This window comes from Gordonia sp. (in: high G+C Gram-positive bacteria), from assembly GCF_020438995.1.
GTDB lineage: Bacteria > Actinomycetota > Actinomycetes > Mycobacteriales > Mycobacteriaceae > Gordonia.
In genome coordinates, this window is sequence record NZ_JAGQTN010000159.1 from 14,157 (window position 1) to 32,736 (window position 18,580).

At 65.5% G+C, this 18,580-nt stretch carries 21 protein-coding genes; 7 read left to right on the forward strand and 14 right to left on the reverse strand.

The features are described 5' to 3' along the window. Window positions 1-2: 2 nt before the first annotated feature. Window positions 3-1,673: an Hsp70 family protein gene (locus KDB67_RS11600; protein WP_291015870.1), complete on the reverse strand. Its 1,671-nt coding sequence runs from the start codon at window positions 1,671-1,673 to the stop codon at window positions 3-5. A 66-nt stretch (window positions 1,674-1,739) separates the two neighbouring features. Here KDB67_RS11600 and KDB67_RS11605 point away from each other — a divergent pair, with 66 nt between their 5' ends. Beyond that, window positions 1,740-2,171 (forward strand): nucleotide exchange factor GrpE, encoded by a 432-nt coding sequence (locus KDB67_RS11605; RefSeq protein ID WP_291015872.1) that lies wholly within the window; start codon window positions 1,740-1,742, stop codon window positions 2,169-2,171. A 186-nt stretch (window positions 2,172-2,357) separates the two neighbouring features. On the opposite strand, the gene KDB67_RS11610 is transcribed toward KDB67_RS11605, so the two are convergent. The 3 genes from KDB67_RS11610 to KDB67_RS11620 form a co-directional block, all read right to left on the reverse strand. Next, a complete protein-coding gene (locus KDB67_RS11610; protein ID WP_291015873.1) occupies window positions 2,358-2,921 on the reverse strand; it encodes a GNAT family N-acetyltransferase in 564 nt (187 codons plus the stop codon). Window positions 2,922-3,046: 125 nt separating this feature from the next. Then, window positions 3,047-3,928: a DMT family transporter gene (locus tag KDB67_RS11615; protein ID WP_291015875.1), complete on the reverse strand. Its 882-nt coding sequence runs from the start codon at window positions 3,926-3,928 to the stop codon at window positions 3,047-3,049. A gap of 108 nt (window positions 3,929-4,036) precedes the next feature. Then, window positions 4,037-5,128: a hypothetical protein gene (locus KDB67_RS11620; protein WP_291015877.1), complete on the reverse strand. Its 1,092-nt coding sequence runs from the start codon at window positions 5,126-5,128 to the stop codon at window positions 4,037-4,039. A gap of 138 nt (window positions 5,129-5,266) precedes the next feature. On the opposite strand from KDB67_RS11620, the gene lpdA reads away from it, so the two are divergent. Both lpdA and KDB67_RS11630 read left to right on the forward strand, forming a co-directional pair. Then, a complete protein-coding gene (gene lpdA / locus KDB67_RS11625) occupies window positions 5,267-6,652 on the forward strand; it encodes a dihydrolipoyl dehydrogenase (protein ID WP_291015879.1) in 1,386 nt (461 codons plus the stop codon). 88 nt (window positions 6,653-6,740) lie between these two features. Continuing rightward, entirely contained in the window at window positions 6,741-7,619 is an 879-nt protein-coding gene (locus tag KDB67_RS11630) for a 3-methyladenine DNA glycosylase (RefSeq protein ID WP_291015933.1), read from the forward strand. A gap of 7 nt (window positions 7,620-7,626) precedes the next feature. On the opposite strand, the gene KDB67_RS11635 is transcribed toward KDB67_RS11630, so the two are convergent. Continuing rightward, a complete protein-coding gene (locus tag KDB67_RS11635) occupies window positions 7,627-9,510 on the reverse strand; it encodes an ABC transporter ATP-binding protein (RefSeq protein ID WP_291015881.1) in 1,884 nt (627 codons plus the stop codon). Between the two features lie 54 nt (window positions 9,511-9,564). Between KDB67_RS11635 and soxR the strand changes: the two genes are divergently transcribed. Continuing rightward, complete coding sequence (gene soxR, locus KDB67_RS11640; protein WP_291015882.1) at window positions 9,565-10,038, forward strand: redox-sensitive transcriptional activator SoxR; 474 nt, start codon at window positions 9,565-9,567, stop codon at window positions 10,036-10,038. Between the two features lie 432 nt (window positions 10,039-10,470). Here the strand turns inward: soxR and KDB67_RS11645 are convergent, their stop codons facing one another. Then, window positions 10,471-11,142, reverse strand: a complete 672-nt coding sequence (locus KDB67_RS11645; RefSeq protein ID WP_366852154.1) for a DUF3558 family protein — start codon at window positions 11,140-11,142, stop codon at window positions 10,471-10,473. A gap of 11 nt (window positions 11,143-11,153) precedes the next feature. Further along, complete coding sequence (locus tag KDB67_RS11650) at window positions 11,154-11,507, reverse strand: hypothetical protein (RefSeq protein WP_291015884.1); 354 nt, start codon at window positions 11,505-11,507, stop codon at window positions 11,154-11,156. A gap of 207 nt (window positions 11,508-11,714) precedes the next feature. Between KDB67_RS11650 and KDB67_RS11655 the strand changes: the two genes are divergently transcribed. Beyond that, the gene (locus KDB67_RS11655) at window positions 11,715-13,031 is read left to right on the forward strand and encodes a hypothetical protein (protein ID WP_291015886.1); all 1,317 of its coding nucleotides are present in this window, start codon (window positions 11,715-11,717) and stop codon (window positions 13,029-13,031) included. 11 nt (window positions 13,032-13,042) lie between these two features. Here KDB67_RS11655 and KDB67_RS11660 read toward each other — a convergent pair whose 3' ends face one another. The 7 genes from KDB67_RS11660 to KDB67_RS11690 all read right to left on the reverse strand — a co-directional run bounded on the left by KDB67_RS11660 (window position 13,043) and on the right by KDB67_RS11690 (window position 17,538). After that, entirely contained in the window at window positions 13,043-13,843 is an 801-nt protein-coding gene (locus KDB67_RS11660) for an ABC transporter permease (RefSeq protein WP_291015887.1), read from the reverse strand. Next, window positions 13,840-14,562 carry an ATP-binding cassette domain-containing protein gene (locus tag KDB67_RS11665; protein WP_291015888.1) on the reverse strand — a complete coding sequence of 241 codons (723 nt, stop codon included), beginning with the start codon at window positions 14,560-14,562 and terminating at the stop codon, window positions 13,840-13,842. The genes KDB67_RS11660 and KDB67_RS11665 overlap by 4 nt, the downstream gene beginning before the upstream one ends. Beyond that, the gene (locus tag KDB67_RS11670) at window positions 14,559-15,059 is read right to left on the reverse strand and encodes a hypothetical protein (RefSeq protein WP_291015889.1); all 501 of its coding nucleotides are present in this window, start codon (window positions 15,057-15,059) and stop codon (window positions 14,559-14,561) included. Before KDB67_RS11670 ends, KDB67_RS11665 begins: the two co-directional genes overlap by 4 nt. 36 nt (window positions 15,060-15,095) lie before the next feature. Next, window positions 15,096-15,743 carry a helix-turn-helix domain-containing protein gene (locus tag KDB67_RS11675; protein WP_291015890.1) on the reverse strand — a complete coding sequence of 216 codons (648 nt, stop codon included), beginning with the start codon at window positions 15,741-15,743 and terminating at the stop codon, window positions 15,096-15,098. Between the two features lie 11 nt (window positions 15,744-15,754). Next, window positions 15,755-16,099 carry a cupin domain-containing protein gene (locus KDB67_RS11680; protein ID WP_291015892.1) on the reverse strand — a complete coding sequence of 115 codons (345 nt, stop codon included), beginning with the start codon at window positions 16,097-16,099 and terminating at the stop codon, window positions 15,755-15,757. Then, entirely contained in the window at window positions 16,096-16,917 is an 822-nt protein-coding gene (locus tag KDB67_RS11685) for a class I SAM-dependent methyltransferase (protein WP_291015894.1), read from the reverse strand. Before KDB67_RS11685 ends, KDB67_RS11680 begins: the two co-directional genes overlap by 4 nt. Before the next feature lie 81 nt (window positions 16,918-16,998). Beyond that, window positions 16,999-17,538: a carboxymuconolactone decarboxylase family protein gene (locus KDB67_RS11690; protein ID WP_291015896.1), complete on the reverse strand. Its 540-nt coding sequence runs from the start codon at window positions 17,536-17,538 to the stop codon at window positions 16,999-17,001. 85 nt (window positions 17,539-17,623) lie between these two features. On the opposite strand from KDB67_RS11690, the gene KDB67_RS11695 reads away from it, so the two are divergent. Next, complete coding sequence (locus KDB67_RS11695; RefSeq protein WP_291015898.1) at window positions 17,624-18,040, forward strand: DUF4189 domain-containing protein; 417 nt, start codon at window positions 17,624-17,626, stop codon at window positions 18,038-18,040. A 60-nt stretch (window positions 18,041-18,100) separates the two neighbouring features. Next, a complete protein-coding gene (locus KDB67_RS11700; protein WP_291015900.1) occupies window positions 18,101-18,568 on the forward strand; it encodes a MaoC family dehydratase in 468 nt (155 codons plus the stop codon). Window positions 18,569-18,580: the final 12 nt, after the last annotated feature.

The following is an 18,580-nucleotide window of genomic DNA, read 5'->3' on the forward strand; positions in this document are numbered from 1 at the left end:
CATCACCCGTCGCGGCGCCGGGACCGGTGGACCTGTTCGAGTTCGCGATTGACCTCCGATTGTGACAGTGTCGCACCGGTTTTCGCCGACAATCGCAATGGTATCCCGGCGTCGACGTGGAAGGCCGTCACGTGCAGCACGCCGTCGAATCCCATCTCGAAAGTCACCTGCACCTCGCTGCCCTCGTCGTGGCCGCGGGGGATGTCGCGAATGGTGCCCTCTATCAGTATCTTTGCGTCCTGGGGGCGGGAGGATTCCTGCTGCCCGGCCTGTTCGAGGACGGTCAGCTCGATGATGTCCTGGTCGGCACGCATCGTGCCGAACGACCGTCGCACCCGGATGGGCAGGGTCTGGTTGCGGTGCACCAGCCACGATGCCTGCAGGTCGCCGTCGCGAACGGCGAGCACTCCGAAGCCGCGGGACACCACCGTGTCGACGGTGATCTCCAGCATCCGACGCACCCCGCTCACCGGCAGCCCGAACGCCGCGGCCACCCGACTGCACGATTCGTCGACGTCGGTGGGCGATGCCGACAGCACCGGCGCACCGTCGGCGAGGCGGCCCCGGGTGCGCAGGTCGGCCGTCACCAGCCGTTCCACTTCCAGTTTGTCGCCGTAGATGGCGGCGCCCTTGGCGACGGCCAGATCCGGGTCCGACAGTTGCGGATTGAGGCCCAGTTCGTCGCGGATCATGTTGGCGACCATCGGCATTCGCGATGAGCCGCCCACCAGCAGCACCCGGTCGATGTTGGCCGCACCCCGGTCGCGCGCGGCGGCCAGACAGGACCGGGTCAGTTCGACGGTGCGCTTGAGCAGCGGCCCGGTGAGGTCTTCGAGTTGCGCGCGGGTCAGCGTGATCACCGACCGCACCCCGTCGTGGGCGACGATCACCGACGTCGAATCCGAATCCGACAGTTCATGTTTGGCGCGTTCGGCGGCCAGCACCAGCGCCTGTGATCCGGCCGAGTCGTCGAGTGGGTCCTCGGCGTCGGGATGTTCGGCGCAGAATTGCTGCGACAGGTACAGCGCGATCCGTTCGTCCCAGTCGGCGCCGCCGAGTTGATGATCGCCGTCGACGGCCAGCACCGAGATACGCCGGTCGGCCAGTTCGATGACGGTGGCGTCGAATGTTCCGCCGCCCAGGTCGTACACCAGCACCTTCTCATCGGGTGTCGACGACGAGAAGGCGTCGGTGATCTTGCTGAACCCGTACGACAGGGCGGCGGCGATCGGCTCGGACAGCACACCGGCCACCTCGATGCCCGCGTAGCTGCCGGCCTGGATGGTGGCGCGGCGTTCGTCGTCACCGAAGTAGGCGGGCACGGTGATCACCGCCCGCTGCACCTGCTCGCCGGAGAACGCGGCGTCGGAGATCAGCGACTTGAGGATGAGCGCGGAGATCGCCGGCGCCGACCACGTCTGCCCGTGCGCCACGAACCGCCAGTCCGCATCCCCCATACGTCGCTTGACCAGCGCGCACACGTTGTCGGGGTCCAGCCGGGCCTGCCTGCGGGCACCCTCACCGACCACATGGTCATAGGCCGACGCCAGCAGTACCACGCTCGGGGTGGTCTGGGACCCGTCCAGACCTGCGATGATCCGGGGCCGGCTCCCGGCGTCCACCGTCGCGATGGCGGAGTTGGTCGTGCCCAAGTCGATTCCGTAGACGCCCACGATCAGCCAGCCTAACAGCGCAAAACGCCCAACGGCAGGGGTGCGCGGCGGCGCTACTCTGAGCAGATGACAGACGTTGACGACCAGTTGCGACAACTCGCCGAACGCGTGGAGGACCTGACCCGCGTGGTGGTCAGGCAGGCGCAGACCCTCGACCAACTCGTCGACGCCGACCGCGCCCGCACCTCCGGCCCCGACCTGCCCCTGCTTGTGGAACTGTTCGCCGTCTTCGTCGACGCCGACGCCTGCGCCCGCTCCGGCGACGCCGCCTTCGCCTCCATCGCGGGCAGCCTCGAACGCCTCATCACCGGCCGCGGCGGCGAGATCATCACCCCGTCGGTCGGCGACCCCTTCGAGGTCTCCACGATGGAAGCCGTCGACGTCCGCCCCGCCACCGCCGATGACACCCCCCGCACCGTCGCCGACCCCATCCGCCCCGGTCTGCGCGTCGGCCCCCGCTCCGTCCGCCCCGCCATGGTCACCGTCTTCGGAGACTGACAGTCGACAAGCTGCGCGCGCTCATGGTTGAACGGGGCGTGAGCGAGGACGATATCGTCGCCCAATTCAGTGCGGCACGCCGAGCGAGCCGGAAGGTTCCGACTGAATCGTGAGCGTGAAGCGGATTGTGCTCGACGCGAACATCTCTATATGACGTTGGAGTGCCGCGGTCAGTCACATCGCGCTTCACAGCGCCCGGCGCATGATGATTCTCGGGAAGCCGTCGATCACCGAAGTGGTGTCGGCGGCTTTCTCGAATCCGGCTTGTTCGAACATCTTTCGGGTTCCGACGTAGGCCATGGTCATGTTGACGCGGTCGTTGCCGTTGTCGACGGGGTAGGCCTCGATGACAGGGGCGCCGTGGTCGCGGGCGAAGTCGACGGCGCCGGCGATCAGCGGTGCGGCTATGCCGCGTTTGCGGAAGCCGGGCCGCACCCGTACGCACCACAGCGACCACACGGGCTGGTCATCGATGTGGGGGATCTTGCGGTTTCGGGCGAAGGTGGTGTCCGCGCGGGGTGCGACGGCGGCCCACCCGACGACGTCGCCGCCGTCGTAGGCGAGGACCCCGGGCGCGGTCTGCCGGCTGCACAGGTCACGCACGAACTCGCCGCGTTCGAGTCCGCGCATCGCGAGGTTCTGTTTCGACGGGATCCGGTAACTGAGGCACCAGCACACGTTGGCGTCGGGCCGTTTGGGTCCCACCAGGGTGCGGACGTCGTCGAAGTTCGATGCCGGTCGTATCTCCATGCCCCCACTGTTCCGCATAACGCGGTCAGCAACTGTCCGGTTTCGGGCACAAGTACCTGCGGTTGGCGATCAAAGGAAATACGGCGGCGCTGCTGCCGCTGTTCACACCAGTGATTCGCGGCCGCCTATCGCCGCCCGGGCGCGACGAGGATGAGCAACGCCAGCCCGAGCAGCGCCATCCCGGACCAGCCGATGAGCCCGAGGTGTTCGTCGAGGATCAGCACGGCCAGCACTGTCGCGACGGCGGGTTCGACGAGGGTGACGGTGGTGGCGGTGGTGGCGTCGATCCCGGCCAGTCCACGGCTGAACAGTACGTAACCGACGAACATCGGCACCAGTGCGAGGTACGCGAGCACCAGCCAGGCGTCGGCGGGAATGCTGTCGGTGACAATGAGTCCGGCGGTGGCGATCGGTGTGAGCAGCACCCCACCGGCACCCAGCACGGCGCCGGCCGCGGCACCACGAGGAATGCGGCGGTTGATGATGCGGCGCAACGCCCACGAATATCCGGCATATGTGGCACCGGCGACCAAACCCAATGCGACACCCGCAGGCACCGATGACGCCGCTGCTCCGTCACCGTCCGTCATGCACAGCGCGGCGCTGCCCACGACACCGACTGCGCACGCGATCATCCACCGCACGGTCAGTGCCCGCTCGTCGAGTACGCGTTCAATGATCGCCGAGGCCATCGGCGCCGATGCCAACGACACCACCGTTCCCAGTGCAACGCCACCCACCCGCATCGACGTATAGAACGCCAACGGATAGATCGCGACACACACCGCCCCGAATGCGATGACACCGACGCTGCGCGTCAACGTATCTCGGTGCCAGAGCAAGACCCTGGCATTGACGATCGCCTGCAGCAGTCCGCCCCCGCCCATGGCGACCGCCCCGATCACCAGCGGACTCACCGTCGGCGCATACGCCGCAGCCAACCCCGTGCTCCCCCACAAGACAGCCGCCGCAAACACCGACAACGTCGCCGATTCGTGCAGCTTCACCAGTCGCACGCTACCGCGCCGCATTGTCCTGACGACTCGATTGCAACCGCGCTTTCACGGGAGGGAATATCCGGAGAATGTCGTCTCACGGTCGAGGTGCGGGGGAGCTCACGTCAGAGCGTTGAGGATGTCGGTGAGGGTGGGGCCGGGAGTGATGGTGATGGACAGCTTTTGTTCGGTGGACTCGGTCCGGGAGATGCGGGTGATCCGGTCGCGGTACCAGTGATAGATGTTCGGGGAGACGCCGTCGGTGGTGTTCTCGTGGTGCTGGGCGGTGATCGAGGCGAGTTCGTTGATCGCCGCGACCGCCGAGGGGTTGGAGATGCGGTGCATGAAGATCCGGTGCCGGTCGGGGATGCCGAAGATCACCCCGTGGTGGGCTGATTTTCCGCAGTAGACGTGCGCGATCAGCGAGCGCATCGTCAGGATTCTCGACGCGACGAACACCGACGCTCCGCCGAGCGCCTTGAGCGACTTGTCGGTGGAGGTGGCGATCCGGTCGAGGGGTTCGGCGTCGGTGTTCTTGGTGCCGATGGCGAACAGCCGATCGGCGCCTCCCGCGGCCACCTGCGCGGCGTCGAGGTACATCACGTCGTCGTGATCGTCGGGTGTGGCGGTGAGCGAGATGACCCGGAACGGATTGGTGGGGATGGCGTGCGCGGCCGGGAACCGGTCGGTGCGGGGTTCGTCGACGAGTACCGCCTTCGCCGACGAACCGGGCTTGGTCAACGGTGCGAACCGGGTGGTCGGTGCGTCGTCCGCCATGGTGCCGGGTGGCCGGAAACCTATCCGCGTGGCGCGGCCGGGGTACGACGCCCGATGACGTTCGACGCACAGCACGACGCACAGATCGTCGGTGAGGGGCCGCGCGTACGACAGGTCGGTGGTCGATGCGGTGATGCTCGCGGTAGGCAGCACACGCGCCCTGACCTGGGTTTCGAGCTCGGCTGCGGTCATCTCGTCGACGCGGGGCTCGGACCGGACGGCCAGGAGCGCGTCGAGGTGACCGCTGATCGCCTGTGCCCAGTTGCCGCGTGACGTCGAGGCGCACAGCCGGACGATCTCCTCGAACCGGTACACCGTGCCGTCGGCGCAACACAGATCCGACGCGTCGTCGGCGACGGCCTCGATCCCGTGGTCGGCGAGAAAACGCAGCGAGTGGCCGCGGATCCAGTCGAGGTCGTCCGAGTGCAGGGGCACCACAACAAACTACCTGCACTCGCCTGCCGATGCCCCGCCCGCCCGCCGATGTCACAACTTCGCCGGGTGCGGAAAGAAGCTACTACCGAGTACGCGGGACTCCTGCGCCACCGAAGGCGACGGACGTAGGGTAGGGGCGTGTCTGAACACTTCCAAACAGTTGTCCTGGGTGCTGGTCCAGGTGGGTACGTGGCTGCGATCCGGTCGGCTCAGCTGGGCATGAAAACTGCCGTCATCGAAGAAAAGTACTGGGGGGGTGTGTGCCTGAACGTCGGGTGCATTCCTTCCAAGGCGCTGCTGCGTAACGCCGAACTCGCGCACGTCTTCAACCACGAGGCCAAGACGTTCGGCATATCCGGTACCGCCACCTTCGACTTCGGCGCCGCTTTCGACCGCAGCCGCAAGGTCTCGGACGGCATCGTCAAGGGTGTCCACTTCTTGATGAAGAAGAACAAGATCACCGAGATCGACGGGTACGGGGTGTTCACCGACGCCAAGACCATCACCGTCGGCGACCGGGTGATCACGTTCGACAACGTCATCATCGACACGGGCTCCACCGTCCGGCTGCTGCCGGGCGTGGAACTGTCCGACAACGTGGTCACCTACGAGACCCAGATCCTCACCCGTGAGCTGCCCGGCTCGATCGTGATCGTCGGCGCCGGCGCCATCGGTATGGAGTTCGGGTATGTCCTGGCCAACTACGGCGTGGACGTCACCATCATCGAGTTCATGGACCGGGTGCTGCCCAACGAGGACGTGGACGTCTCCAAGGTCATCGCCAAGGAGTACAAGAAGCTCGGTGTGAAGGTCCTCACCTCCACCGGTGTGCAGACGGTCACCGACAACGGCGATTCGGTCACCGTCACCTATAAGGACAAGGCGGGCAACGACGGTTCGCTCACCGTCGACAAGGTGCTCATGTCGGTCGGTTTCGCGCCCCGCGTCGACGGTTTCGGCCTGGAGCGCACGGGTGTGCAGCTCACCGAACGCGGCGCCATCGCGATCGACGACTACATGCGCACCAATGTCGACGGCATCTACGCGATCGGTGACGTGACCGCCAAGCTGCAGCTCGCGCACGTCGCGGAGGCACAGGGAGTGGTGGCCGCCGAGACGATGGCCGGCGCGGAGACGATGACCCTCGGTGACTACCGGTTCATGCCGCGTGCCACGTTCTGCCAGCCGCAGGTCGCCTCGTTCGGTTTGACCGAGGCGCAGGCCAAGGACGCCGGTTACAACGTCAAGGCCACCCAGTTCCCGTTCTCGGCCAACGGCAAGGCGCAGGGCCTGGCGGCCACCGCCGGCTTCGTCAAGCTGGTGACCAATGCCGACACCGACGAGCTGTTGGGCGGACATCTGGTGGGCGACAACGTCTCCGAGATGCTGCCTGAGCTGACCCTGGCCCACAAGTGGGACCTGACCGCCAAGGAACTGGCCCGCAACGTCCACACGCACCCCACCCTTTCTGAGGCTCTCCAGGAGACCTTCCACGGGGCTATCGGGCACATGATCAATCTGTGATCGGGTACAAAAACCGCCCTCCACAACGCGGCGGATGCAGATACGCATCGCCGCAGTCGTGGAGGGCGGTTTTTGTTCGGGGGTTCGGGTGAATGAGGTGAGCAGGGTCTGGGTGCCTCCGTGGGTGTTGGATATTCGGGGAACAGTCGAGTGTCTGCACCGGGGGTCGGGGGATCCCGCGATGCGGTATGCGCCCGACGGGTCGGTCTGGCGGGCGTCCCACACCCCAGATGGTCCGGGAACCCTCCGGTTACTGGCCGTACCGGAGGGTGTGCGGGGAACGGGCTGGGGTCCGGGCGGGCCCTGGCTGGTCGAGCACTTTCCGGAACTTATCGGAGCACTGGATGATCCGGAAGAACTGCGTACCGACGATCCGGTGGTGAACGGACTTGTCCACCGGGCCCGGGGTTTCCGGATCTGCCGGACCGGCCGGGTGTGGGAGGCGCTGGTACCGGCGATCCTCGAACAGAAGGTGGTGGGTACCGAGGCGTTCCGCGCCTGGCGATATCTGTTGCGGCGCTTCGGTGAACCCGCCCCCGGACCGGTCGCCGCATCGATGCGGGTGCCGCCGCCACCGCAGGTGTGGGCGCAGATCCCGTCGTGGGAGTGGCATCGCAGCGGTATCGAACCGGTACGGATGCGCACGATCCGCGGGGCAACATCGATGGATGTGGAACGCCACCCCGACAAACTGACGGTGCTGCGCGGTGTGGGGCCGTGGACGGCGGCCGAAACCCGGATGCGGGCCGTCGGCGACCCGGATGCGGTGCCGGTGGGCGACTTCCACATCCCGAGAGTCGTGGGGCAGACGCTAGCCGGCAGCCCCGTCGACGACGCCGGGATGCTCGAACTCCTCGAACCCTTTGCCGGACAACGGGGCCGGGTGGTCCGGCTGTGCGTCCGGTACGGCGAGTGGCCGCAACGCAAGGGCCCCCGAATGTCGGTGCGCGACTACCGCTCTCTGTAGAACCGCCTCATGCACGCGCGAACTGGGTCCGGTACAGCTGCGCGTAGCGACCGTCACGTTCGAGCAGGGCCGGATGATCACCGCGTTCAACGACGCGTCCGTCCTCGATGACGACGATCTCGTCGGCGGCCCGGATCGTGGAGAGCCGATGCGCGATGACCAGCGACGTCCGCCCCGCGAGTGCCTCGGCGAGGGCGTCGGCGACCTCGGCCTCCGATGTCGAATCCAGATGTGCGGTGGCCTCGTCGAGGATCACGACGGCAGGTTTGGCCAGCAGCAGCCGGGCGATCGTCAGGCGTTGCCGCTCACCACCGGAGAGCCGGTATCCACGTTCTCCGACAATGGTTTCCAGACCGTCAGGTAGCATCCGCACCAGTTCGTCCAGCCGGGCCCGGCGCAGCGCGGCCCACAGTTCATCGTCGGGGATGTCGGGCCGGGCCAGCGTCAGATTTGCGCGGACGGTGTCGTGGAACAGGTGACCGTCCTGTGTCACCATGCCGACGGTGCGGTGCACCGAGGCGCCGGTGAGGTCGCGGACGTCGACACCGTTGAGGGTGACCGCCCCGGAGTCGACGTCATAGAGCCGCGTCGCCAGCGATGCGATGGTGGATTTGCCGGCGCCGGAACTGCCGACGAGCGCAACCATTTTCCCGGCCGGAATGTCGAGGTCGACGTGGTGCAGGATCGTGGTTCCGCCCCGGCTATCCAGTTGCGCAACCTCTTCCAGAGAGGCGAGCGAAACCTTGTCTGCGGCCGGATAGGTGAAGGACACGTCGTTGAACCGCACCGAGACGCCGTCGCCGACCCCGGGGACGTCCACGGCATCCGGTCTATCCTGGATCAGCGGTTCGAGGTCGAGGACCTCGAAGACCCGCTCGAAACTCACCAGCGCACTCATGATCTCGACGCGGGCGTTGGCCAGCGCGGTCAGCGGTGCGTACATCCGGGTCAGCAGCAACGCCAGCGACACCACCGCGCCGGCCGAAAGGTGGTGGTGCACAGCCAACCAGCCGCCCAGGCCGTACACCAGCGCCAGCGCCAGCGCCGACACCAGCATCAGTGCGCTGAAGAAGTAGGTTTGCAGCATGGCCTGACGAATTCCGATGTCGCGCACCGCATCCGCGCGGTCCGCGAACTCTGCGGATTCGCGGTCGGGACGGCCGAACAGCTTCACCAGGGTGGCGCCGGGTGCGGAGAACCGTTCGGTCATCTGCGTCGACATCCGTGCGTTGTACTCGGCACTCTCCCGTGCCAGGCCGGCCATGCGCCGGCCCATCCGTCGGGCGGGCAGCACGAACACCGGCAGCAGGATCAGCGTCAGCAGGGTGATCTGCCAACTGATCGCCAGCATCACCCCGAGTGTCAGGACGAGGGTCACGAAGTTGGAAACCACCCCCGAAAGGGTGTCGCTGAACGCTCGTTGCGCCCCGATCACGTCGTTGTTCAGGCGGCTGACCAGGGCACCGGTGCGGGTGCGGGTGAAGAACGCGACCGGCATACGTTGTACGTGATCGAAGACGGCGCGACGTAGATCCAGGATCAGGCCCTCGCCGATGTTCGCCGACAACCAACGCGCCCCGATTCCGGTGACAGCCTCTGCTACGGCGATCAGCGCGATTACCACGGCCAGTCCGACGATCGCGCCGCCCGCCGACGAATCGGCGTCGGTGATCAGGTCGATGACGCGTCCCGCCAGCAGCGGCGTGACCACGGTAAGGACGGCCATCAGCACCGACAGCGCCAGAAACACGACGATCCGCCGCCGGTGGGGGCGGGCGAATCCACCGATACGGCGGGTGGTGGCGCGCCGGTCCGCCCGTCGCGTCTTGTTGTCGTCGGGGGTGTGGGACGACTTGTACATCACGTCCCACGCCACGGATTCCATGCTCATCGGCCGACCTCGATTCTGCTCATGCCGTAGAGTTCACTTCATCAAGTGCACTTGATGTCAAGCGAATTGTCGAAAGAGCGGATCGTGCCCGAGGGACTGTGGCTCAAACCGGGACAGGTCGCCCAGCGGGCCGGGGTGGCGGTGTCAACGCTGCACTACTACGAGGAGTACGGGCTCATCAGCAGTCGACGCACCTCGGGGAACCGGCGGGAGTACCGGCGCGACACCCTACGTCTCGTCGCGTTCGTGCGGGCGTCGCAGACATTGGGCATTCCGCTGGCCCGGATCAAAGCGGCGCTCGCCGACCTGCCGCACGATCGGCCGCCCACCAAACAGGATTGGGCTCGCCTGGCAGAGGACTGGCGCGCCGATCTCGACCAACGCATCGCCGGGCTGATCGCGTTGCGCGACAATCTCGCCGACTGCATCGGCTGTGGCTGCCTGTCACTGACGACGTGTCCGTACGTCAATCCGGGTGACAGACTGGGCAAGGAAGGGCCCGGGGCACGTAAACTGCTGCCCGACTGAATGATTCGACAACCCGTCGATCTTTCGGGAGATAACTGGTCGGACGATGACGCCCCCGATGGCCGGCGCGCGGCGCCGTCTATGTCGGCACCGCACTTATCGACGAGAACTCGTCGATACCCCCTGCGTCTGCCGCCCCACCGATGTGTCAGGCGTCACCGCCCGCCCTATCTCCCCGGATTTCTCCCCGACCCGAAATCACGTTGTGACAACTGATCGTGTGGGTTAGTAAACACTACTGATGCGCGTCTGTCCAGAATCGCCGCTATGCAGAGTTTTGCCGCTCCAAGGTCCGCGATCTTGTCTTAGGAATACAGAATATCGAAACTGGTGACGGTGGTCACAAATTGACAGGTTGATGATCTTGACCTTGAATTCTGTTGCTGATCAGCAAATCTCGGACATGGGGTGGTGCTGTATGTGATCGGGGACTTACGACTCTGGTGGCGGCATTCGGTCGATGACACGTTTCATGAAATCGATCGCCCGTTGGCAGACGGCCTCTCGGCCGATGGGCTTGAAGAGTTTGCTCGTGCCCACGATCACTGGTGATTTACCGGACTTTACGGTAGCCATGCAGTCAGTTGTATCTCTGGAGTCTACGAGAACGAGTCGCCCCTTGATGGAGATGTCGTAGGAAACTTCGTACCATCCACGATCCTTCATATCCTGCTCGAAGGTAGGGCGGTTTCCGGTAGCGTGCGAGAGCAATCCGGCGTCAGGGCCTCCGTGAAAGTACCAGATGCATCCTCTCGCCGTCTGGTGGTTGGCGACCGCTACATCCATAGCGGTGGCGGGGTCGAGTCCTGCGTCGCCGAGCTCTGCGTCGGTCAGAGCGGTGCAGGGTTCGTAGGTGGTTCCGTCATTATTTGTCGACCAGCGGTCCGGGAACGGAGTCACGAATGGGAGTGCGACTCCTCGGGCATCGGTTTGACGAATGCTCGATCCGGGTACTCCTACTCTGGAATCAACTGTTGCAGTGGGTGAACCGTCGACCGAACAGCCGGATGGCATGCACATGACGCCGACAATTGCCAGCGCAAGCGGGCGCGAGCTGTTGCCGCGTCTGATGTCATCGGGACTGTCTATAGGTGGCATTGCCATTGAGGTTCGGCTCACGTTTCTGTGATGATTACAGCCGATTCTTGATCGGTCACGGCGAGGGTCCTGGCTGCGTCGGAGCACGCGGAAGCCAGATTCTTCGCCGACGCGGCGCGAAGTTGCAGACTCGCGACCCACTCGTTGATGTTGTTGCGAAACATGGCATGCATGTACTGTCCTTCAACACAGTCGCCGAAGTGGTTCAAGACGAACAACCTCTTCGCGCGATCGGCGATAAGGTCGAGTTCGTCGCCGACGTGCTGTGCCACCAGTCCCCGTTCTTTCCACCAGGCTTCGGTGAACTGGAACACCTGCTCGGATGTGAACGAGTAGTGCTGCCCGTCCGGTTTATCCTCGTCGCCTGCCATAGCGTCCCCCTGCGCTCGGTCACCCCCGTACACGACTGGCGCAGGTAGCGTCGATCGTGAACCATCTTCACCGTACGAAAGGTGTTGATAGTTGACTTAACTCGTAGCAGTGAACACGGTATGGTCGCCGTTGTCCAGACTGTGGACAGATGTTGTGGACAACTGGTATCGGGGGATGCGGTGGCGGCACGGAGCCCATGGTCGGCGATGAGTATCGGTGAGGTGATCGGTGTCGTTGGTACGATGTCGGGCGGCAGCGCATCCGGCGACACGCAGGCATTCAACGAACTCGTTACGGCGGCAGGGAAACTCGGCGACTCGATGATCGAGAGCTTCGCCGGGGGCGACGCACGCGGCGAAGGTGCCGATGCCGGTCGTTCGGCGGGACGTGAACTGGGAGAATTGATCCTGACCGACTCCGACGTCGCTGCGGTGACCAGCAATGCCATGTCCTCGGCCGCGGATGTGGTCGCCGCCACGTCGAAGGAGACCCCGCTCCTGGAGTCGATGCGCAGGGACGCGGAGACCAAGACGGCCTCCATTATCGAGGTCCGGGCGTCGGTGGAGCGTCTGATGAACTATTCGTACACCGATCCGATGAATGAGATCGACGTGCACACGGACACTGTCCTGGGAATCGTACAAAATCGTTGGATCGCGAACACGGCGACGACCGCCGGTACGGATCTTCTGTCGACGACCGGCGATACCACCATCGCGACGACATCAAACACACCGTACGGCAACATATCTACACCCCTGACGACCACGACGGGCGGCACACCGACAACCAGCACGCCGACAACCAGCACGCCGACGAACAGCGGCCCGACCACCACGTCCCGTGCGACGACCGACCCCACCGGTACGCCGAGCAACACCAGGACGACCACGACACCCACACCGGTGCGAGCTGCGGACAATCAGACCACCGCCGACAACAGGACGACCAGCCGCGCCACCCCGTCAACCGGACAATTGCCGAACAGTACTGTGTGGCAAACGAATCAGGATGAGAAGAGCCGGCCGAACGGCACGCCGGGCGCCGACAGCCGGGACGATCCCGCCGCGCACAACCCGGACCACGATGTCACCGACCCGAATCTCGCCGGACCGGTGCCGTACTCCGGCCTGAATCTGCCCGCGAATCCCACCGGGTCACCGACCGGAACGCCGGTGGGAAGTCCACGGGTCAACGGGATTCCGCCGACCACACTCCCGCCCAGATCCATCACGGGCACGTCACCGGTGCCGACGACAGCTTCCGGGCCGGTGAACACAGGTGCCCGACCACTGGCGTCCGGCCCGATGGCGCCTGCTGCCAGGGCCGGTGGTTCGGGCGACGACAAGAAGGCGCACAAGTCCGCGGGCTACCTACACACCACCGACAACGGCTCCGAGGCAGTGGGTGCGATGCCGCTGGTGGCACCGCCCGTCCTCGGTGACTGGTCGCACCCCGGCGACGACGTCGCAGACGAAACCCGTGCCGGCGGGGAAACCGGAAGCGGACCGGTCCGGACGTGAGCATCCATGCGTCAGCGACGTCGCAATCGTGATGCCCAGCAGGCGATCACAAACATCAGGACAGCGATACCGGCGCAGTAGACGAGTGCGCCGTTGACACCCCACGGCGGCATCACCACGATCTCCTGCCCGGTGCCGTACACGCCGTTGAGGAATGGCATATATCCCTGGATGGTGTAGCCGTTCGGGATCAGCGCGACCGTGTTCTCCACGATGTACACCCAGCCGAGCAGCACCGCCACCGATGCCGCCGGATTGCCGATCGCAGCGGCCACACCGAGCGAAATACCCACTGCTGAAACGGCATACATCGGGATCGTCAGCACGAACCGCAGACCTTCCGCGGAAACCAGGTCGACGTCGCCGTACACATTGGGGTAGAAGACGGGCAGTGCGATCATCGTCAGAATCGCCAGGGCGACAGCGCAGATCGCTGCCCCGCCGCCGTAGAAGATCCACCGGGCGGCGACGGTCGTCCCGGATCGCGGAAACAGTATCCGCCCGAGGTCGCCGACGTCGCCGCGTTCGGCGGCACTCTGCGTATACGCTGCCGCACAACACCATACGGTGACTGTGAACGTCAGAATCCAGTAGACCGAGTTGGTGGTGCCCACGGCCACCACCTCGACGTCGGTCGATATCGTCGAAAAGTGTTCGGACACAGTGGCCACCACCGCGGTGACCAGCAACGGCAATATGACCGCGCCCGGCAGGACGACGGTGGACAGGAGGCCGCGTCGTCCGCCGGTGCGGATCCGTTCGGCGGCAACAGCTCTGCCGATCCGGCTCACGGAGGCCGGCACAGTGATCACCGGGCTTCTCCGATCGCAACCAGATACGCGTCTTCGAGTGAGCGGTGGCCGTCGACGAAATCGGCAATCGGTGTGTCGGCGACGATCCGGCCCCCGTCGAGAACGGCGACCCGGTGGCCGTTGCGTTGCACCTCATCGAACAGATGCGAGGCCACCAGAATGGACCGTCCTTCGGCGGCGAGTTCGGCGAGTAACCCACGCACCCAGCGAATCCCCATGATGTCCAGTCCGTTCAATGGCTCGTCGAGTACCAGCGTCGGTGCGTCACCGAGCAAAGCCCCGGCGATTCCGAGCCGCTGCCGCATACCCAGTGAGTATCCGGAAATACGGTCACCGGCGAACGGCGTCAGCCCAGCAATGTCGAGTACTGTCTCCACTCGGTCCTGGTCGATGCCGGAAGCCGTTGCGAGCCAGCGAAGATGGCGAACACCGGTGTGACCGTGATGGAAGCCGTCGGAGTGTAGATGCGTGCCGATCTCGGCGAGCGGTCGTGCCGCTCGTGCCGCCTCGCCGCCGTTCACCGAAATCGAACCCGACGACAGCGGCACGATTCCGGCGATCGCTCGGAGCAGCGTCGACTTCCCGGCTCCGTTGCGCCCCAGCAGGTAGGTGATCTGCCCGGCGGCAGCTGTCAGGGTGACCTCGCGCAGAATCTCGCGGCGACCCAGGCGCACACCGATGCGGTCGACGAGGATTCCCGGCGGGGCCGCCGCGGTCACCGGTTGCAGTAGACGTTGAGGCCCACGGTCTTGACGCCGGTGCACAGCGACTTTGCCGAGAGCTTCCAGTTGCCGTCCAGCTTCTTGAATTCGATCGTCAGACGGATCGTCGGGCGGCCGGTCGAGCCGCTGTTGAGGGTGGCTTTCGCGCTGTTGCCTTGCTGCCGAAGCGGTCCGGTCACGTTGTGCCAGCCGCGCGGCGGGCGGAACAGGCCCAGCCGGTACACGGTTTTCGGCACCACGACCGCGTTCATGCCGCCCTCGACGTTCGCGGCCTTGGCCCGGTCGGAGGCGTTGGTGGCCACCAGGAAGGTGACGATGTTGCCGAGCTCTTTGAGTGACGGTTTGGCCGAGGTGACCCGGTAGTCGGCGGGCAGCGTCCCGGTCGGTGTGCGTACCGTCGGGGCTGCGATCGCGGCGCCGGCGGCACCCACCAGCGCGGATGCGGCGACCGCGGCTGTCGCGGTGGTCATGGCGATCGATGGACGGATGTGCATCGGTACTCCTGAATTTCGTGAATGGATTGGGTTGCGTCAGTTGAATGCGGCGGACCGGGCCAGGCGCAGTGTGATCTCGCAGTCACCGTCGGGTGCCGGGATCACGTGTACCCCGTACTGTCCGGCGAGTGCGGGTGAACTCGACTCGATGGCGTATTCGACGGCGCCGCGGGCTATTCCGCGAGCGATCTCCGGATGCGAGGTGCCAACCTGCCGCAGCGGGCACGAGCACATGGTGATCTCGTGGGTTCCGAACGCGCTCAGCACATTCGACACTTTGAAGCCGAGTGCGCGCAGCGCGTCGGCTGTGACGGTTGCAGGGTCGGGGAACATCGCCGGGTCGGCAGGCGCAGTACCGGCGAGAACCTTTGCCGCCCACTGTCTCCCGGCCAGCACCCCGGTCTGCTCTCGTTCCTCCGGAGAACCACCGAGGTGGCCGAGCAGAATACTCAGCAGATTGTCGACGGCCAGTTCGTTGACGGCGACGTACCCGGTACGCGGCCGGCCCGCCGACTCCGACCGCAGCACCACCGACGCCGCCTTGCCGTCGTCGACGAGATTACGCAGGTGAAAGCGGGCGGTGGTGACGTGCACACCGAGTTGCTGCGCCACCTGCGCCGCCGTGACCGGTTCCTCGGCCATCCGTAGTATCCCGAGCACGGTGGTTCGCGGATCGCCGGACATGCTGGGGCCCACTATGATCCGCTTGATTCGAGCACCATCAGGGTGGCGACGGCGTCGGTGGTCGCGTGCAGTGAATGGGTGACCTTGGCCTCGACGTGTACGGCGGAGCCGGGTTCGAGATCGATGTGCCTGTCTCCGATGGTGAAGTCGATTCGACCGGATTGCCCGAGGACCAGAATCGGTTTGCCCGCACGATGATCGGGCATCTTCTGTCCGGCACGGAAAACGAGCCGGATGACGACGACGTCATCGCCGCGGTACATCACCGAGATGTTCGGCCGCGCCGAATCCGCCGGCGATTGTTCGGGATCGTTCAAACCGGTGATCTCGGTGAACGGTGCGGTGTCGGCCGTCACGCCGCGTCCTTGACGGCGACGAGTTCGATGGCCGCGAGGTTGTCGCGGTACTTGCTGAACGTGGCCCGCATCCCGAGAATACGCTTGCGGGCCTTGGGGTTACGGACCACATTCGCGACGAAGCGCAGCGTGCGCGGCACCCCCTCGTCGGCGATGACCCGCCGCGGTTCGAGCAGAGCCATCGGTGCGAAGGCTACCTTCTCGATGGTGAAGCCGTTGTCGGTGAACAGTTTTCGCCACTCCTGCTCGGTGAGTGGGCGGGCGTTGACCTTGATGGAGCGGGCCAGCGATTTGCGGATCTCGGTCTTCTCATCGTCGCCGAGGGTGTCGGGGTTGAGAGCGAGTTCGTGGATCGCGTACCGGCCACCCGCACGTAGCACCCGGTGGGCCTCGGCGACGATGGCGGCCTTGGCGCGGTCGGACTGCATGGTCAGCATCGCCTCGCCGATCACGGCGTCGGCCGACGCGTCGTCGAGTCCGGTGGCGGCGGCGTCGCCTTCGACAACCCGGCCCCGGCTGCCGACGGCCTGTGCCGTGAGCGAGACGGCGGCCGGATCGGCTTCGACGCCGATATATCCGGCCGGGCTGCGACCCAGGATCGACACCGCCGTCTTGCCGAGGCCCGGGGCCAGTTCCACAACCTGGGCGCCGGCGAGACGGGCGTCGTCGAGCAGTTGTTCGGTGAGGGCGCGGCCACCCGGTCGCAGAACTCGTTTGCCGAGGCGGGCGAGCAGCCAGTGGCCGGGCATGTCCTCGGGTTTGCGGCCCGCAAGGGGCAGATCGCCCGCGGGGGTGTGACTGGTGGGGGTGTCGCTCATGATGCGCTCCCTGATGGTTGCGGCGAACCTCTCGATTTAGAGGATTAGAACTACTCTAAATCATCTAAGGGTTGCCTGTCACTACCCACGGCGAGTATCCCGCTGGATGCGCAGCGTGCCGATGGTGGTGGCCAGCGAGTCGTACTGCCCGACCAGCAGCGTGAACGAGATGAGCCGCGGTTCGTCGAGGTGCCGGGCCAGCGCCGACCAGGTGGCATCGTCGATGTCGTGGGTGGTGACCAGCTGGTCGACGGCCAGCAGCATCGACCGCTCCCGATCGCCCCAACCTGCGTCGGGACCTTCGATGATGTCGGCGAACTCTCCGTCGGTGACGCCGGCCCGCTTGCCGAGCCGGCGATGATGGTCGAGCTCGTAGTCACAGCCCCGCAGATGCGCCACCCGGATGATGATCATCTCGGTGTCCTTGCGGGACAGTTTGCCGAACGGCATCATCCGCGAACTGAAGTACAGCCACCCCCGGAACAGGCCCTTTGACCGGCCCAGCGTCGAGAAGATCCGGGCATCATCGACGCCGATCACCCTCGCCGCCGCCTGCGAAAAGGCCCAGTTGAACGGCCCGAGTTGCCAGAAACCGCCGGGTTCGATACGAGGTGTGCTCATGGGGGCCACGGTAGCCGACGGATGGGCGATCGAGACCGTGGCCGTTACGATGGGAAAACACATGTGCCGACCGGAGGGATCACTGATGAGTTCACCACGAAGCGGACGGGCCGCACGGTTCGGTGCAGGTGCCGCTGCCGCGGCTCTGGTGGCCGGTGGCCTGCTGTGGGTACCGGCCGAAGCACACGCCGCCGACGGACCGTACGGAGCCATCGCCTACTCGAAGCAGACCAAGCGATACGGAGTGTCCACCGGCAAGTCGTCGGCCAAGAAGGCATCGAGATCAGCTAAGAACAAGTGCGCGACCCTCGGCGCGACCGACTGCAAGGTGGTCGCCCGCATGAACGACGACTGTGCCGCCGTGGCGGTCAACCCGTACACCGGCCTGTCGTCGTCGGCGAATGCGAGTAACGTCCTCGCCGCCCAGCGCGCGGCGAAGGAAGGTACCGCCAACGGTCAGATCGTCGCATCCGGCTGCGCCAAGTCCAACGATCCGTTCTGAGCGGTGATGATTCCTCGCACCCGCGGTCGGCAGGGTGATGAGGGCCACTAGTCTTGGTGCATGACTGATTTTGAACCGAAAGTATTCACCTCCGTCGATGAGCTGCGCGCCGCCATAGGCACCGACCTCGGGTCGGGTGAATGGCTGGAGATCACGCAGGAGCGGGTCAATGCCTTCGCCGAGGCCACCGGCGACCACCAGTGGATTCACGTCGACGTGGAGAAGGCGAAGTCGGGGCCGTTCGGCGCCACCATCGCCCATGGTTACCTCACCCTCTCGCTGCTCCCGGTGATCGCCGGTGGCATCTTCACCGTCGAGGGCCCCAAGATGGTCATCAACTACGGCGCCAACAAGGTGCGCTTCCCGCATCCGGTGCCGGTGGGCTCGCGTATCCGCTCCAACGCCGTCATCACCTCCGTCGAGGAGACCAAGGCCGGGGTGAACGTGGTGGTCACCAACACTGTCGAGATCGAGGGCGTCGAGAAGCCCGCCCTGGTTTCGGAGAACATCCGCCTGCTCGTCTACTGAGATACCGCAACC

What these genes read in the sequence shown, in the direction of transcription:
- KDB67_RS11605 (WP_291015872.1), top strand. Translation starts at nt 1,740, where the DNA reads ATGACAGACGTTGACGACCAGTTGCGACAACTCGCCGAACGCGTGGAG.
- KDB67_RS11610 (WP_291015873.1), bottom strand. Translation starts at nt 2,921, where the DNA reads ATGGAGATACGACCGGCATCGAACTTCGACGACGTCCGCACCCTGGTG.
- KDB67_RS11650 (WP_291015884.1), bottom strand. Translation starts at nt 11,507, where the DNA reads ATGGCAGGCGACGAGGATAAACCGGACGGGCAGCACTACTCGTTCACA.
- KDB67_RS11685 (WP_291015894.1), bottom strand. Translation starts at nt 16,917, where the DNA reads ATGAGCGACACCCCCACCAGTCACACCCCCGCGGGCGATCTGCCCCTT.
- KDB67_RS11635 (WP_291015881.1), bottom strand. Translation starts at nt 9,510, where the DNA reads ATGAGCATGGAATCCGTGGCGTGGGACGTGATGTACAAGTCGTCCCAC.
- KDB67_RS11645 (WP_366852154.1), bottom strand. Translation starts at nt 11,142, where the DNA reads ATGGCAATGCCACCTATAGACAGTCCCGATGACATCAGACGCGGCAAC.
- KDB67_RS11675 (WP_291015890.1), bottom strand. Translation starts at nt 15,743, where the DNA reads ATGTCCGGCGATCCGCGAACCACCGTGCTCGGGATACTACGGATGGCC.
- KDB67_RS11670 (WP_291015889.1), bottom strand. Translation starts at nt 15,059, where the DNA reads ATGCACATCCGTCCATCGATCGCCATGACCACCGCGACAGCCGCGGTC.
- KDB67_RS11700 (WP_291015900.1), top strand. Translation starts at nt 18,101, where the DNA reads ATGACTGATTTTGAACCGAAAGTATTCACCTCCGTCGATGAGCTGCGC.
- KDB67_RS11655 (WP_291015886.1), top strand. Translation starts at nt 11,715, where the DNA reads ATGAGTATCGGTGAGGTGATCGGTGTCGTTGGTACGATGTCGGGCGGC.
- KDB67_RS11695 (WP_291015898.1), top strand. Translation starts at nt 17,624, where the DNA reads ATGAGTTCACCACGAAGCGGACGGGCCGCACGGTTCGGTGCAGGTGCC.
- soxR (WP_291015882.1), top strand. Translation starts at nt 9,565, where the DNA reads ATGTCAAGCGAATTGTCGAAAGAGCGGATCGTGCCCGAGGGACTGTGG.
- KDB67_RS11690 (WP_291015896.1), bottom strand. Translation starts at nt 17,538, where the DNA reads ATGAGCACACCTCGTATCGAACCCGGCGGTTTCTGGCAACTCGGGCCG.